The organism is Pseudomonas sp. NPDC087336 (genome assembly GCF_044744285.1).
Classification (GTDB): Bacteria; Pseudomonadota; Gammaproteobacteria; order Pseudomonadales; family Pseudomonadaceae; genus Aquipseudomonas.
On the sequence record NZ_JBIUYA010000045.1, the window covers coordinates 20448 to 34163 of the forward strand.

Genomic DNA, 13716 nt, shown 5'->3' on the forward strand with positions numbered 1-13716 from the left:
CTGTATTGTTTTTGTTTTATCTAAGGCTCAGCTGGCTTTTTTCTCGGCCATGACCTGCGGGTAGTAACGCTTGATCGCCAGGTCGGCGTTATCGATCAGGGTCATGCAGGCCCACACGCCCCGCGCGGTATCCCGGGCGGCGATGGCGTCGGCCATGTCTTTGTGGATGGGCAAGGTGCGGCGCAGTTCGTCGGGGTCGGCGGCGGACACTTCGAAACACACTGCCAGCAGTGCGCCCAGGGCCGGGACCATTTGCTCGATGAACTGATTGTGGCTGGCAGCGAGAATGCACTCGTGGAAGAGCTGGTCGGCGCGGTTGTAATCGACACCGCTGTCCACCGCCCGCGCCAATGCGTTGTAGGCCAATGAAATGGCGTCGAGCTGGTGGGCGGTGGCCCGTTCGCAGGCCCAGCGCACGGCCATCGGTTCGATGGTGCGGCGCAAGTCGAGCAAGTCATCGACGAAATTTTCCGGCAAGCCGCTGCGTGACAGCCAGCCTACGACCTGCGGATCGAAGAGGTTCCAGCGCCGCACGGGCAATACCCGCGTACCGACTTTCGGCCCGACTTCGAGCATGCCCTTGGCGACCAGGGTCTTGATGGCTTCGCGAATGACGGTGCGGCTGACACCCAATTGTTCGCCAAGGTCGGCTTCGACCTTGAGCGCCTCACCCGGCTTGACGTGCCCGGCAGCGATCCAGCAGCCCAGCCAGTCGACCGTCGACGCGTGAAAACTGCTGGACATGGACACCTCAAAGCCGTTCGCGATGGGTGTCCACGCTAATCATCATATGATTAAGTGTCAAATTGATTTTTCAGAGAATAAGAAACTCCAATGTGGGAGCGGGCTTGCTCACACATTTTTACCGATTAAGGCTCAAGTCCAATGGGAAAAAACTCGCCACCACTCCACACACCCAACCAGCGCTGACCATCGATCTCACGGCTCACCGCCAGCTCCACCAATTGATAGAACACATTGCGATGAATCAGCGCTTCAAGGTTGGTGCGCACATGCACGTAAGGCGCCGGCTCTTGGGTGTCGGGATCGATGACCACGCGAATCGGATGCTCGGTACCGGCTTCAGCCGTCTCATCGACGTTGGTGGTAAAGCGCAGAACCTGCGACTCGCCCTCGCCTTCCACGTCCACCGCAATCGCCACGAAAGGCGCGTCATCGACCTTGATCCCGACCTTCTCGACCGGCGTGATCAGGAAGTAATCATCACCGTCGCGGCGGATGATGGTGGAGAACAGCTTGACCATCGGCTTGCGCCCGATTGGCGTGCCCAGGTAATACCAGGTGCCGTCGCGGGCGATGCGCATGTCGATGTCGCCGCAGAAATCGGGGTTCCACAAGTGGACCGGCGGCAAGCCTTGGGTCTTGGGGATTTGCCCCAGCAGGTCGTTGGCTTTTTGCGGGCCACTCATGGCGTTCTCCTTGAAATCACTGGTCGCTGAGCCCCAACAGGCTGCGCGCGTACTGCTGCAGCGGTGGGCCCATCAGGTCTTCTGGTTTTTCGTCGTGGAATGTCAGCAGACCCCCACGACTCTTGATACGTGCAGTATCAATCAAATACTGGGTGCTGGTCTCGATCAACATGATTTGAATCACGCCGGTGTCGATGCCGAGGCGATCCACGGCTTCCTGATCCAGCCATTCATCCGAGTTGCCGATGCGGTCATCGGACTTGGCGAAACGGGTATAGAGCAGGTAATGGGCACCGACGGCACGGGCTTCGCCCATGGCCTGGTCAAGGCCTTGCGGAATGCGGGCGCGGCGGACCATCGGGAAATATTCGACAAAGCCATCGAAGGCGACTTCGGCGATCACGTTGGGGCGCGGGTAGACGGCACTGCCCGGCGGCACAAAGGCGCCTTGGGCAATGTAGACGAAGGAGTCGGGCTGAATGCGCAGGTTGTTCACCCGGCGGCTGTCGCTGTGGTCCAGCAGGCCGGCATCGCTCATGTGGTAGCGAGTCCCTTCGGCCATGTCGCTGACATTCATGCAGCCACCGAGCGCCAAAATGGCCAACAGCAAAACCAGGCTACGCATCCTATCCTCCAAGGGCCGGTGACGGAATACCGGCGAATGGCCGTGGGATGCAGCTTTTGCGCCAGCTCATGATCATCGGCGCCTGATGAAATGCAAGACTTGCCCGCGATGAGGCCCGATCAGCCGCCAATAATCTTCATGACCGTCGCACCGCCGGAAAACGCCACCTCCTGCTTATCGCCCAACGCCTTGACCAGCAACCGCTGCAAGGCCGGCAACGCCTGATGACGCGGCTTGTCCAGCAGATCGCCGACATAGTGGCGATTGCTTGACGACAGGCAGCCATGCAGCCAGCCAGTGGACGACAGGCGCAACCGCGAGCAGGTGCGGCAGAACGGCACGCTTTCGTTGGCGATCACGCCGAAATGCCCCAGCCCCGGAATTTCATAACGCACGGCGGTCGCATCGACAGGCGCATCGGCCTGCAGATACTCATAGCGCTCGCCGATCAGGCTCAGCAGCTGTTGCAGGCTGACAAACTGCTGCAGGAAGGCATTGGAGTCGCTGGCCAGGTGGCCCATGCGCATCAGCTCGATGAAGCGCAGCTCATAGCCACGCTCCAGGCAGTAATCGAGCAGCGGCATCACCTGATCGAGGTTCTGGCCGCGCAGCGGCACCATGTTGACCTTGACCTTCATGCCAGCAGCACGGGCTTGGTCCATGCCGCCCAGCACGGTCGCCAGATCGCCGCCACGGGCAATGCCGCGAAACGCAGAGGCGTCGAGGGTATCGAGGGAGACGTTGATGCGTCGAATGCCGGCATCCACCAGGATCGGCAGCTTCTTCGCCAACAGCTGGCCGTTGGTGGTCAGGCTGATGTCCTGCAGCCCCATCTGGCCGACAGCGCCCATGAAGGCTTCGAGTTTCGGGCTGACCAGCGGTTCACCACCGGTGATGCGCAAGCGCTCGATACCCGCCGCTTCGATCAGGTAGGCCACCCCGCGCGCCATGGCTTCGGCCGACAATTCATCCTGCGCAGCCACCAGCCGCTTGCCGTTGGGCACGCAGTAGGTACAAGCGTAATTGCAGGCTGAGGTCAGGCTGACTCGCAAATTGCGAAAACGCCTGCCTTGACGGTCAACGATCATGATCACTCCGGCGCAAGAATATTCGGGCCACTAAAACTTGACTCACAAATCAAGTTTTAGCAAGCCCTCTGCCTGAGTATATTCCTGCGGTACTGCGCCATGTAGCGAAATCACGGGCAATAAGGCGGCTGAATGGCTCAGCTGCTCGGAGTGTCGCTGTCACGCTTGCGCTTGTTGCCCATGCGCACGCCGATGTCCATCAGGAACTGGAAGAAGCCTTCCTGGTCTTCCAGCACATTGCTCCAGAACGGCGAGTGATACAGCGCTACGGCACCGTGCACCAGCGCCCAGGACGCGCAGTAATGGAAGTAAGGTGGCACGTCCTCGAGCTTGCCTTCGCTGATCCGGCCCTTGATGAGCAAGGTCAGGCGTTCGAAGTTCGAGGCGCGGATCTTGTGCAGTTCCTCGACCATCTCCGGCACCTGGTTGCCCTTGACGACCTTTTCTTCCAGGCGGTCAAACAACCGGTACCGCTGTGGGTCGCGCATGCGAAATTCGAAATAGGCGCGGGACAGGGCTTCCTTGTCCTTGTCGACATCGGCCGAATGCAACAGCTCGTTCAAATCGCGCTCGTAGTCGAGCATCAGGCGCAGATAGATCTCGGCCTTCGACTTGAAGTGCTTGTAGATCGTGCCTTTGCCGATACCGACAGCATCAGCGATCATCTCGACGGTGACACTGTCTTCACCCTGGTCGAGGAACAGCTTGAGCGCGGTATCGAGAATTTCTTGCTCGCGGCGACGAAACTCACGGACCTTACGAGGTTCTTTATGCATAAGAAAAGGTCTGTAGGGGTCAAAATTCGAAGCCGCGTATTATGCCTAAATTGCGCAAAAATGCACGGATCATCCGACCATATCTGTGTTTCTTGATGATTTCTCACCACAACGTCCGTTGATGAGAACTCTTCTGAAGCGCCCGTATTCCAAATATGTTTAAAAACCGCGATCTACAAACTGGACGGTACGAAATCCTGATCAATACTTGAACTGTCGGCGGGGCATCTCCCCCAAGTGTCACGCCGATATTGGTACCAACGGACCGCGTGCCATTGTTTTACTCCTAATGGTCTTAACCCGGATTCACCCCCCAGAACCCGGGTTTTTTTTGCCTGCGATTTAACCTTTCACATGCGCCAGCGGGAACAAACGCTTGAAATTCGCCGTGGTCTGCTCAGCAAATCGCTCGTAAGATTCACCGCGCAACATTGCCAGAAATTCCGCTACTTCGCGCACGTACTGCGGCAGGTTCGGCTTGCCACGGTGCGGGATCGGTGCCAGGTACGGTGAGTCGGTTTCAACCAGCAAACGGTCGGCCGGCACCTTGCTCGCCACGTCGCGCAGGGCATCGGCATTGCGGAATGTGACAATCCCCGACAGGGAAATGTAGTAACCCATGTCCAGCGCGGCTTTCGCCATGTCCCAGTCTTCGGTGAAGCAGTGCAGCACGCCTGCCTGGGGCAGCGCCGCCTCACGCAGCAGGTTCAAAGTATCGGCGCGTGCGCCCCGGGTGTGGATGATCACCGGCTTGCCGGTCTGTTGGGCTGCTTGCAGGTGCAATCGGAAAGATTGCTGCTGCAACTGCGCCGCTTGCGGCTCGTAGTGATAATCCAGACCGGTTTCACCGATCGCCACCACGCGTGGATGATTGAGTTCGTGCAACAGCCAGTCCAGTGCGGGCGCCGCACCCGGCTGCACATCCAGCGGATGCACGCCGACCGAACAATCGACATCGTCATAGCGTTCGGCCAGGGCTTTGACATCGGCCGCGTTGTCAGCGCTGACGCCGATGCACAGGAAGTGCCCTACTCCACGCTCACGGGCCGCATCGAGGGCGGCATCCAGCGAGCCGTCATGGGCGGCGAGGTCGAGGCGATCAAGGTGACAATGGGAATCTACGAGCATAAAAGGGCTGCAACTACATCGTATGAGTGGGAAGGTCGGATTTCAGGGCTCCGGCCAGATGGATTTCGATTCGACTACGCGCAGTACTATCGCCAACAAAGACGGCTGATGCTCAAAGTCTAGGCGCTGACGGTCACCTCTGGGTAGGCAACGTCGCCCATTGCACCAGCAGCGCCTCAAGCAACAACACCCGGTTCAGGTTGGCTTTGCTCAACACCTTCTGGCGCTGGGCGAGAATCCAGTCCTGGATATTCAGGACTTTGTCCTGGGCGGTTTTCTGCGCCAGGTACTGAATCACCTTGCGCATGTCCATCAGCCCCAGCCCTTCCTCATCCTGGGTCAGCTGATAGCGCAGGATCAGGCTCGACCAATCACAGAACCAGTCGAACAGCAGCAACAACGGAATCGCATTCCAGCCCTCGGCCAGTTGTGTCGGCGATTGTTGCTGCTTGAGCAACTTCTTCACCCCATCGACCACTTGCGCGCGCTGCTCACGCACGCCCTGGGCGTGCAGGCTGACGGCTGCCAGCGGCGAACCGGCGGCCAAGGTCAGCAATTCGACACGCTCTTGCTGCGAACAGTCCGGCAAGGCCCTGGCCAGCCAGTCCAGGCTCATGGCCTCGCCCGGCAGCGGACAGGCTTGCTGCACACAGCGACTCTTGATGGTCGGCAACAGGCGGCTGGGCTGGTGACTCACCAACAGCAACACGGTGTCGCCAGACGGCTCTTCGAGGCTTTTGAGCAAGGCGTTGGCGGCGTTGATGTTCATCGACTCGACCGGCTCGATCAGCACCACTTTGCGCCCACCCAGTTGCGCGGTCTGCACCACGAAACTGACCAGGTCGCGCACCTGGTCGACCTTGATTGCCTTATCGGCTTCTTCCGGCTCCAGGATGTAGTTATCGGGATGACTGCCGGCCTTGAGCAACAGGCACGACTTGCATTCACCACAAGCGCCCTGGGCGGTCGGACGCTGGCACAGCAGGCTGGCCATCAGGCGCTCGGCCAGGGCCCGCTTGCCGATCCCGGCCGGGCCATGCAGCAAATAGGCATGGGCGTGTTGAGCACGACCGGCCAGTTGCTGCCAGAGACTGTCCTGCCATGGATAGGCTTCAGCCACGGCTCAACTCCAGCAGGCGTGGCAGCAAGGCATCCAGGGATTGCTGAACCTGCGCCAACGGCTGCGCGGCATCGATCAGCACGTAGCGCGCAGGCTGCGCTGCCGCGCGCTGGAGAAAAGCGTTGCGCACGGCATCGAAAAAGGTCCGGCCTTCCAGTTCAAAGCGATCCAGGCGTCCACGGGCACTGGCGCGCGCCAGCCCCACTTCCACCGGCAAGTCGAAAATCAGCGTCAGGTCGGGGCGCAGGTCGCCCTGGACAAAGGCTTCCAGCGTAGCAATACGCTCCAGTGACAAGCCGCGGCCACCGCCCTGGTAGGCGTAGGTCGAATCGGTGAAGCGATCACACAACACCACGGCACCACGGGCCAGCGCCGGGCGTATGACTTCGGCCAGGTGCTGGGCACGCGCAGCGAAAACCAGCAACAACTCGGTGTCCGGGTTCATGGCTTCATCGACCGGCGCCAACAGCACTTCGCGGATGCGTTCGGCCAGCGGCGTGCCGCCCGGTTCGCGGGTCAGCACCACCTCGATACCGGCAGCGCGCAGGCGCTCGGCCAGGTATTCGCGATTGGTGCTCTTGCCGGCGCCTTCCGGGCCTTCCAGCGTAATAAACAAGCCAGTCACAGGCAGTCCTTAGTCAGATTCATTGCGGGCTTTGCGGCGTCGTTGTGTTCGGTTGCGGTTCCGGTGCGGCAGCAGGTTCAGGCACGGGCTCTTGCGCTGGTTCTGCAGGTGCAGCCTCGGGCGCGGTGTCGGGCGAAGCCGCCGGGACAGGGGCCTGGGCCTCGGGAGGCTGCGGTTGCGTCGTTTCGGTTGGCGCAACTTCAGATTGCGGCATCTCGGTTGGCGGTGCCTCGGTCGGCGGCGCCTGGGTATCCGACGTCTCGGGCGTGCTCACCGGCGCCGGGCTGGAGCGGTAATCGGCGCGACGCTTGAGCTGGAACTCTCGCACGGCATTGTTGTGCGCGTCCAGATCATCGGAGAACACATGGCTGCCATCGCCGCGAGCCACGAAGTAGAGGCTGGTGCCTTCAACCGGATTGAGCGCTGCGTGGATGGCTTCACGGCCGACCATGGCGATCGGGGTCGGCGGCAGACCGGAAATCATATAGGTGTTGTAAGGGGTCGCTTCCTTGAGATGGGCGCGGGTCAGCTTGCCGTTGTACCGGTCACCCAGGCCATAGATCACTGTCGGATCCGTTTGCAACAGCATGCCGATCGCCATTCGACGCACGAACACGCCTGCAATCTGCCCGCGCTCCTCTGGCACGCCGGTTTCCTTCTCCACCAGCGAGGCCATGATCAGGGCTTGGTAGGGGCCGGAGTAAGGCAGGTCGGCCGCACGCTGGCTCCACTCCTTGGCCAGCACTTCGTCGAGGCGCTCGTAAGCGGTTTTCAGCAACTCGGTGTCGGTCATGCCACGCACAAAGCGGTATGTATCGGGAAAGAATCGCCCCTCGGGGAAAATCCCGCTATGGCCGAGCTTGTCCATGACCTGGCTGTCGCTCAGGCCGCTCAGGGTTTGCTCGAGCTTTTCTTCCTTGGCCAGGGCCGCACGGACCTGATGGAAGTTCCAGCCTTCGACCAGGGTCAGGCTGTATTGCACCATTTCCCCGCGCTTCCACAGGTCGATCAGACCTTCGACGGTCATGCCGGGCGTCATGCGGTACTCACCGCTGTGCAATGGCTGCTTGGGCAAGTTGAAGCGCCAATAGACGCGCAGCCAGAACGCGTCCTTGATGACGCCGTCGGCTTCCATCCGCAGGAAGGTGCGGTTCGGGGTGGTGCCCTTGGGTACCTCCAGCAGTTCTTCCTGCGTGATATTCAGCGGTTGCACCAGTGCCGAATGAATTTTCCAGGCAGAAGCACCTAACATCAGCCCCGCCAGAACCAGTCCGGTTTCCAGCAGCAGCAAGAATTTACGTCTCACGTATCAAGCATCCAGTAGCGCGCGGGCAATGGTTTGGAGTTTACGGGTGAGTGGCCCAACCGGCCAGCTCAGTGCGGCATAGGCACGCACCGGCCAAACGCCATACACGCTGTTGCAGACAAAGACTTCGTCAGCGCCTTGCAGCTGCTCGAGCGTGATATCGATAATTTGCAGAGGGATGCCCAAAGATTCGGCCTGGGACAACAACTCGGCACGCATCACACCTTCTACGCCGCAGTAGGTCAAATCCGCGGTGATCAACACGCCGTCATGTACCAGGAACAGATTGCTGAACACGCCCTCGATCACGCGACCGGCCTGATCGAGCATCAAGCCTTCGGCATGTTCGGTGTCCTGCCATTCGGCGCGCGCCATCACTTGCTCAAGACGGTTCAGGTGCTTGAGACCTGCGAGCAGGGGCTGGAAGGAAAGTCGAGTGGTGCACGGGAACAGGCGAATGCCCTGCTCTGCATGGGCGTCCGGGTAAACCGCAGGAGGATTACCCGACAGGATACGACGGGCCTGGGCCGAAGGATCGAAAGCGTAACCACGCTGGCTGTCGCCGCGGGTAACGATCAGCTTGATCACGCCTTCGTTCAGTTGCTCGGCATAGGTCAACAATTCCGCGACCACGACAGCCTGATCAAGATTGATTGCCAACCGTCGGCAGCCCCTGGCCAGGCGCACCAGATGACGATCCAGCAGGACCGGAAAGCCATCATGCACGGCAATGGTCTCGAACAGACCGTCGCCGTAGGCCAGGCCGCGATCCTTCAGCGACAATGCGTCAGCCGGCTGACCGTCGACCCAGCTGTCCATCAGCCTGCGAACCGGCGGAACACTAGCGAGCCGTTGGTGCCACCAAAACCGAAGGAGTTGGACACGACCACATCGATATCCATGTTGCGCGCGGTGTGCGGCACGAAGTCGAGGTCGCAGCCTTCGTCCGGCTCATCGAGGTTGATGGTCGGTGGCGCCACCTGGCTGTTGATCGCCAGCACGCTGAAGATGGCTTCGACCGCGCCCGCCGCGCCGAGCAAGTGCCCGGTCATCGACTTGGTCGAACTCACGGCCAGCTTATAGGCGTGCTCGCCAAACACCGACTTGATCGCATTGACTTCAGCGAGGTCGCCAGCCGGCGTCGAGGTGCCGTGGGCATTGATGTACTGCACTTGATCGCCATTGATTTTGGCGTCTCGCAGTGCATTGGTGATGCAGCGTGCAGCCCCCGCGCCATCGGCTGGCGGCGAAGTCATGTGGTAGGCATCGCCACTGGTGCCGAAACCGATCAGTTCGGCATAGATGGTCGCGCCGCGGGCCTTGGCGTGTTCCAGCTCTTCCAGTACCAGCGCACCGGCGCCATTGGACAGTACGAAGCCATCACGGCCCTTGTCCCATGGACGGCTGGCGCGAGTTGGCTCGTCGTTACGGGTCGACAGGGCGCGGGAAGCACCGAAACCGCCCATGCCCAGGCCGCAGGCGGCCATTTCGGCGCCGCCAGCGATCATCACGTCGGCTTCGTCGTACATGATGTTGCGAGCAGCCATGCCGATGCAGTGCGTACCGGTGGTACATGCCGTGGCGATGGCATAGTTAGGCCCCTGTGCCCCCAGGTGGATGGACAGGAAACCGGAAATCATATTGATGATCGAGCCAGGCACGAAGAACGGAGAAATCCGTCGCGGACCGGTCTCATGCAAGGTGCGACTGGTTTCTTCAATGTTGGTCAGTCCACCGATACCCGAACCCATGGCCACGCCAATGCGCTCACGGTTGGCATCGGTCACTTCCAGACCGGCATTGCGCACTGCCTGAAAACCTGCGGCCAGACCATACTGAATGAACAGGTCGAGCTTGCGAGCTTCCTTGACCGACAGGTATTCCTCGACATTGAAGCCCTTTACCGAGCCGCCAAAACGGGTGGAATAGGCAGAAAGGTCGGTGTGTTCGATCAGACCAATGCCACTGCGGCCAGCCAGAATGCCCTGCCAGCTGCTCGGCACATCCGTGCCCAGTGGCGACAACATACCCATACCGGTGACTACGACGCGTCTACGCGACACAGCACTCTCCTTTTTTCAAATGACGACTTTGCATCAGGCCTAAAGAAAAAACCGCACGCCGTGATGGCAGTGCGGTTTTTCCATGACAGCGAGCAACGATTACAAACTATTACGCCTGGTGGGCAGTAACGTAGTCGATTGCAGCTTGTACAGTAGTGATCTTCTCAGCTTCTTCGTCAGGGATTTCGGTCTCGAATTCCTCTTCCAGAGCCATCACCAGCTCAACGGTGTCAAGGGAGTCAGCACCCAGGTCTTCAACGAAGGAAGCAGTGTTGACCACTTCTTCTTCTTTAACGCCCAGTTGCTCGGCAACGATTTTCTTGACGCGCTCTTCGATGGTGCTCATACCTTGTTTTCACTCCTAATGGACAAATTCAGGCAGCTGGCCAGTGGGTAAGTGTATAGAAAGACTTTTCAGCTTTTCAACTGAAAGCTTCACTCCTCAAACCCGATGACCCTCTGCCTATAAATAGATTGCAGCTTTATAACGGATTTTAGACAGCTCGTATGACATTTTTTTGAAACGATCCGTCACATTTAACTCATGTACATCCCGCCGTTCACCGGGATTGTAGCCCCAGTAACGTAAGCCGCACCGTCCGACGCAAGAAAAGCGACCACAGACGCGATCTCTTGAGCTTGCCCCAGACGACCCAGCGGAATCTGCGTCTGCAAGGCTTCACGCTGTGCCTCGGGCAGTTCGCGGGTCATATCGGTGTCGATGAACCCTGGGGTCACCGAGTTTACCGTAATCGAACGCGAACCGACTTCACGCGCCAGTGAGCGGCTGAAACCTTCCAGGCCGGCCTTGGCGGCAGCGTAGTTTACTTGGCCTGCGTTGCCCATGGCACCCACAACCGAGCCAATACTGATAATTCGTCCCCAACGGGCCTTGGTCATACCACGCAAAACACCCTTGGACAGGCGGAACAGACTGGTCAGGTTGGTATCGACCACGTCATGCCACTCGTCGTCTTTCATGCGCATCATCAGGTTATCGCGGGTGATACCGGCATTGTTGACCAGGATTGCCGGCGCACCGAACTGCGCCTGAATGCTCTTGAGCACCTCAGTAACGGATTCGTCGCTGGTGACATTAAGCTCAAGGCCGGTGCCCTGGATGCCGTTTTCCTTCAGGGTGGCGGCAATGCGCTCGGCACCAGAAGCTGTGGTCGCGGTGCCCACAACGATGGCGCCCTGACGACCCAGTTCCAGGGCGATGGCCTGGCCGATACCGCGGCTCGCACCGGTGACCAGTGCAACTTTACCTTGCAGACTCATGCAAGCTTCTCCTGATTCAGGCCAGCGCTGCACGGGCGGCAGCGAAAGCGTCTGGGGTATTGAGATTGGAAGTCGATACGCCTTCGGCGCAACGCTTGTTCAGACCGGCCAGTACTTTGCCAGGGCCGCATTCCACCAGATTGGTCGCACCTTTGGCGGCCAGGGTCTGCACGGATTCTACCCAGCGTACTGGCTTGTACAGTTGCTCGAGCAGATCACGCTTGAGGGTTTCCAGATCCGCCGGCACCTGGGCGCTGACGTTCTGTACCACCGGGATCTGCGGGGCCTGCCAATCGATCGCGGCGATCGATTCGGCAAAACGCTCGGCCGCCGGGCGCATCAGCTCGCAGTGCGACGGCACGCTGACCGGCAACGGCATGGCGCGCTTGGCGCCACGTGCCTTGCAGCCTTCGATGGCACGCTCGACCGCCGCCTTGGCACCGGCAATGACTACTTGACCCGGGGAGTTGAAGTTGACCGCGCTGACGACTTCGCCTTGTGCCGCTTCGGCACAGGCAGCCAGTACGTCGGCGTCTTCCAGACCGAGGATGGCAGCCATTCCGCCCTGCCCGGCCGGCACGGCTTCCTGCATCAGCTGGCCACGGCGCTCGACGAGCTTTACCGCGTCCGCCAGGCTCAAGCTGCCAGCAGCTACCAGAGCACTGTATTCGCCCAGGCTGTGACCGGCCACATAAGCCGGGCGCGCGCCGCCTTCAGCCAGCCACAGACGCCACAGGGCGATCGAAGCGGTCAGAATCGCCGGCTGGGTTTTATCGGTCTGGTTGAGTTGTTCTTCCGGCCCTTGCTGGGTCAGCGCCCAGAGGTCGTAACCCAGAGCATCGGAAGCTTCTTTGAACGTGTCGAGGACGACCGGGTGTTGCGCGCCCAACTCGGCCAGCATGCCGAGGGACTGCGAACCCTGTCCCGGAAAGACGAATGCGAGGGAAGCAGACATGTAACAAGCCCCTAATGATCTTGTCGTCGGAGAATTGACGTCCCGCTCAGGGGGACGCAAGAAACTGAGAGTTGGATGGCCATTTGAACCAAGCGGTCACATTTAAGCATTGTCCGACGAAAACGCCTAAAGCAACAAATCCTCCAGACGACCGTGGATGCGTTCCGGCAGGTTTTCCTGAATCTCGATCAGAGCACGGGAAATGGCACTTTGAAAGCCCTGAACCCCTGCAGAACCGTGACTCTTTACGACAATCCCCTGCAAACCGAGGAAGCTCGCACCGTTATGTCGTGCAGGTGCCAGGTCGGCTTGCAGGCGCTTCATCAGGGGCAAGGCCAAGGCTCCAACCATGCGTGACGGCAGGTTTTTCTTGAACAACGCCTCGATGCGCCCGGCAATCATGGTGGCCAGACCCTCGCTGGACTTGAGCAGGATGTTGCCGACAAAACCATCGCACACCACGACGTCCGCTTCGCCACGGTACAACCCGTCGCCTTCGACAAAACCGATGTAGTTGATGCCACGGGCAGCTTGCAGCAAGGTTGCTGCCAGCTTGACCTGCTGGTTGCCCTTGATGTCCTCGGTGCCGATGTTCAGCAACGCCACGCGCGGACGCACGATACCCAGGGTTTCTGCAGCGACCGAGCCCATCACTGCAAACTGCAACAGATGCTCGGCACTGCAATCGACATTGGCGCCCAGGTCGAGTAACTGGCAGTAACCTTTCTGCGTCGGGATCGCCGCCACCATGGCCGGCCGATCAATGCCCGGCAAGGTCTTGAGCACAAACCGCGACAACGCCATCAGCGCCCCGGTGTTACCGGCACTGACACAGGCCTGGACCTTGCCATCGCGCAGCAATTCAAGCGCCACGCGCATCGACGAGTCGGGTTTGCCGCGCAGGGCCTGGGCGGGCTTTTCGTCCATGGCGATGACTTCGGACGCCGGAGCAATCGACAGGCGCGCGCGATCCACAGCCGAATGGCCAGCGATCAATTCTTCAAGGAGGGAGGGTTGACCGACAAGGGTCAGGTGCAGCGAGGGCGTAGCAGACAGGCAAGCAAGGCTGGCCTTGACAATGCTGCGGGGACCGAAGTCCCCGCCCATTGCGTCAATCGCGATGACTTGAGCAGACAAGTGATTACTCGTCAGCGCCCTTGTCGATCACTTTACGGCCACGGTATACGCCTTCTGGCGATACGTGGTGACGCAGGTGAACTTCACCAGTGGTTTTTTCTACAGACAGGGTGCTAGCCTCGAGAGCGTCGTGCGAACGGCGCATCGGGCAGGAGGCTCTGATAGATGGTCGAGGATGTTCC

General features: G+C 60.0%; 16 protein-coding genes and 1 pseudogene. All 17 read right to left on the reverse strand.

The window, feature by feature from the left end:
- Window positions 1-27: 27 nt before the first annotated feature.
- Complete coding sequence (locus ACIO0C_RS28890) at window positions 28-744, reverse strand: FadR/GntR family transcriptional regulator (protein WP_401317565.1); 717 nt, start codon at window positions 742-744, stop codon at window positions 28-30.
- Between the two features lie 125 nt (window positions 745-869).
- A complete protein-coding gene (locus tag ACIO0C_RS28895; protein WP_401317567.1) occupies window positions 870-1430 on the reverse strand; it encodes a DUF1285 domain-containing protein in 561 nt (186 codons plus the stop codon).
- A 16-nt stretch (window positions 1431-1446) separates the two neighbouring features.
- Entirely contained in the window at window positions 1447-2055 is a 609-nt protein-coding gene (locus tag ACIO0C_RS28900; protein ID WP_401317568.1) for a DUF4823 domain-containing protein, read from the reverse strand.
- Between the two features lie 119 nt (window positions 2056-2174).
- On the reverse strand, window positions 2175-3143 hold the full coding sequence (locus ACIO0C_RS28905; RefSeq protein WP_401317570.1) for a GTP 3',8-cyclase MoaA: 969 nt from the start codon (window positions 3141-3143) through the stop codon (window positions 2175-2177).
- A gap of 137 nt (window positions 3144-3280) precedes the next feature.
- Entirely contained in the window at window positions 3281-3919 is a 639-nt protein-coding gene (locus tag ACIO0C_RS28910) for a TetR/AcrR family transcriptional regulator (RefSeq protein WP_007945721.1), read from the reverse strand.
- A 342-nt stretch (window positions 3920-4261) separates the two neighbouring features.
- Window positions 4262-5047 (reverse strand): TatD family hydrolase, encoded by a 786-nt coding sequence (locus ACIO0C_RS28915; protein WP_401317572.1) that lies wholly within the window; start codon window positions 5045-5047, stop codon window positions 4262-4264.
- A 13-nt stretch (window positions 5048-5060) separates the two neighbouring features.
- Window positions 5061-5141, reverse strand: a pseudogene (locus ACIO0C_RS28920) (pilus assembly protein PilZ); the annotation flags it as partial.
- Between the two features lie 39 nt (window positions 5142-5180).
- On the reverse strand, window positions 5181-6167 hold the full coding sequence (locus ACIO0C_RS28925) for a DNA polymerase III subunit delta' (RefSeq protein ID WP_401317574.1): 987 nt from the start codon (window positions 6165-6167) through the stop codon (window positions 5181-5183).
- On the reverse strand, window positions 6160-6792 hold the full coding sequence (gene tmk / locus ACIO0C_RS28930) for a dTMP kinase (RefSeq protein ID WP_401317575.1): 633 nt from the start codon (window positions 6790-6792) through the stop codon (window positions 6160-6162). Before tmk ends, ACIO0C_RS28925 begins: the two co-directional genes overlap by 8 nt.
- A 19-nt stretch (window positions 6793-6811) precedes the next feature.
- Window positions 6812-8098, reverse strand: coding sequence for an endolytic transglycosylase MltG (gene mltG / locus ACIO0C_RS28935; protein ID WP_401317578.1), 1287 nt, complete (start codon window positions 8096-8098; stop codon window positions 6812-6814).
- A gap of 3 nt (window positions 8099-8101) precedes the next feature.
- Window positions 8102-8917, reverse strand: a complete 816-nt coding sequence (gene pabC, locus ACIO0C_RS28940) for an aminodeoxychorismate lyase (protein WP_401317581.1) — start codon at window positions 8915-8917, stop codon at window positions 8102-8104.
- A complete protein-coding gene (gene fabF, locus ACIO0C_RS28945) occupies window positions 8917-10161 on the reverse strand; it encodes a beta-ketoacyl-ACP synthase II (protein WP_007997045.1) in 1245 nt (414 codons plus the stop codon). The genes pabC and fabF overlap by 1 nt, the downstream gene beginning before the upstream one ends.
- Window positions 10162-10270: 109 nt before the next feature.
- Entirely contained in the window at window positions 10271-10507 is a 237-nt protein-coding gene (gene acpP / locus ACIO0C_RS28950; RefSeq protein WP_007987170.1) for an acyl carrier protein, read from the reverse strand.
- 191 nt (window positions 10508-10698) lie between these two features.
- On the reverse strand, window positions 10699-11442 hold the full coding sequence (fabG, locus tag ACIO0C_RS28955; RefSeq protein ID WP_401317585.1) for a 3-oxoacyl-ACP reductase FabG: 744 nt from the start codon (window positions 11440-11442) through the stop codon (window positions 10699-10701).
- Window positions 11443-11458: 16 nt separating this feature from the next.
- Entirely contained in the window at window positions 11459-12397 is a 939-nt protein-coding gene (gene fabD, locus ACIO0C_RS28960) for an ACP S-malonyltransferase (protein ID WP_033043587.1), read from the reverse strand.
- A gap of 126 nt (window positions 12398-12523) precedes the next feature.
- A complete protein-coding gene (plsX, locus tag ACIO0C_RS28965; protein WP_401317587.1) occupies window positions 12524-13534 on the reverse strand; it encodes a phosphate acyltransferase PlsX in 1011 nt (336 codons plus the stop codon).
- 4 nt (window positions 13535-13538) lie between these two features.
- Window positions 13539-13679, reverse strand: a complete 141-nt coding sequence (gene rpmF, locus ACIO0C_RS28970) for a 50S ribosomal protein L32 (RefSeq protein WP_122784277.1) — start codon at window positions 13677-13679, stop codon at window positions 13539-13541.
- Window positions 13680-13716: the final 37 nt, after the last annotated feature.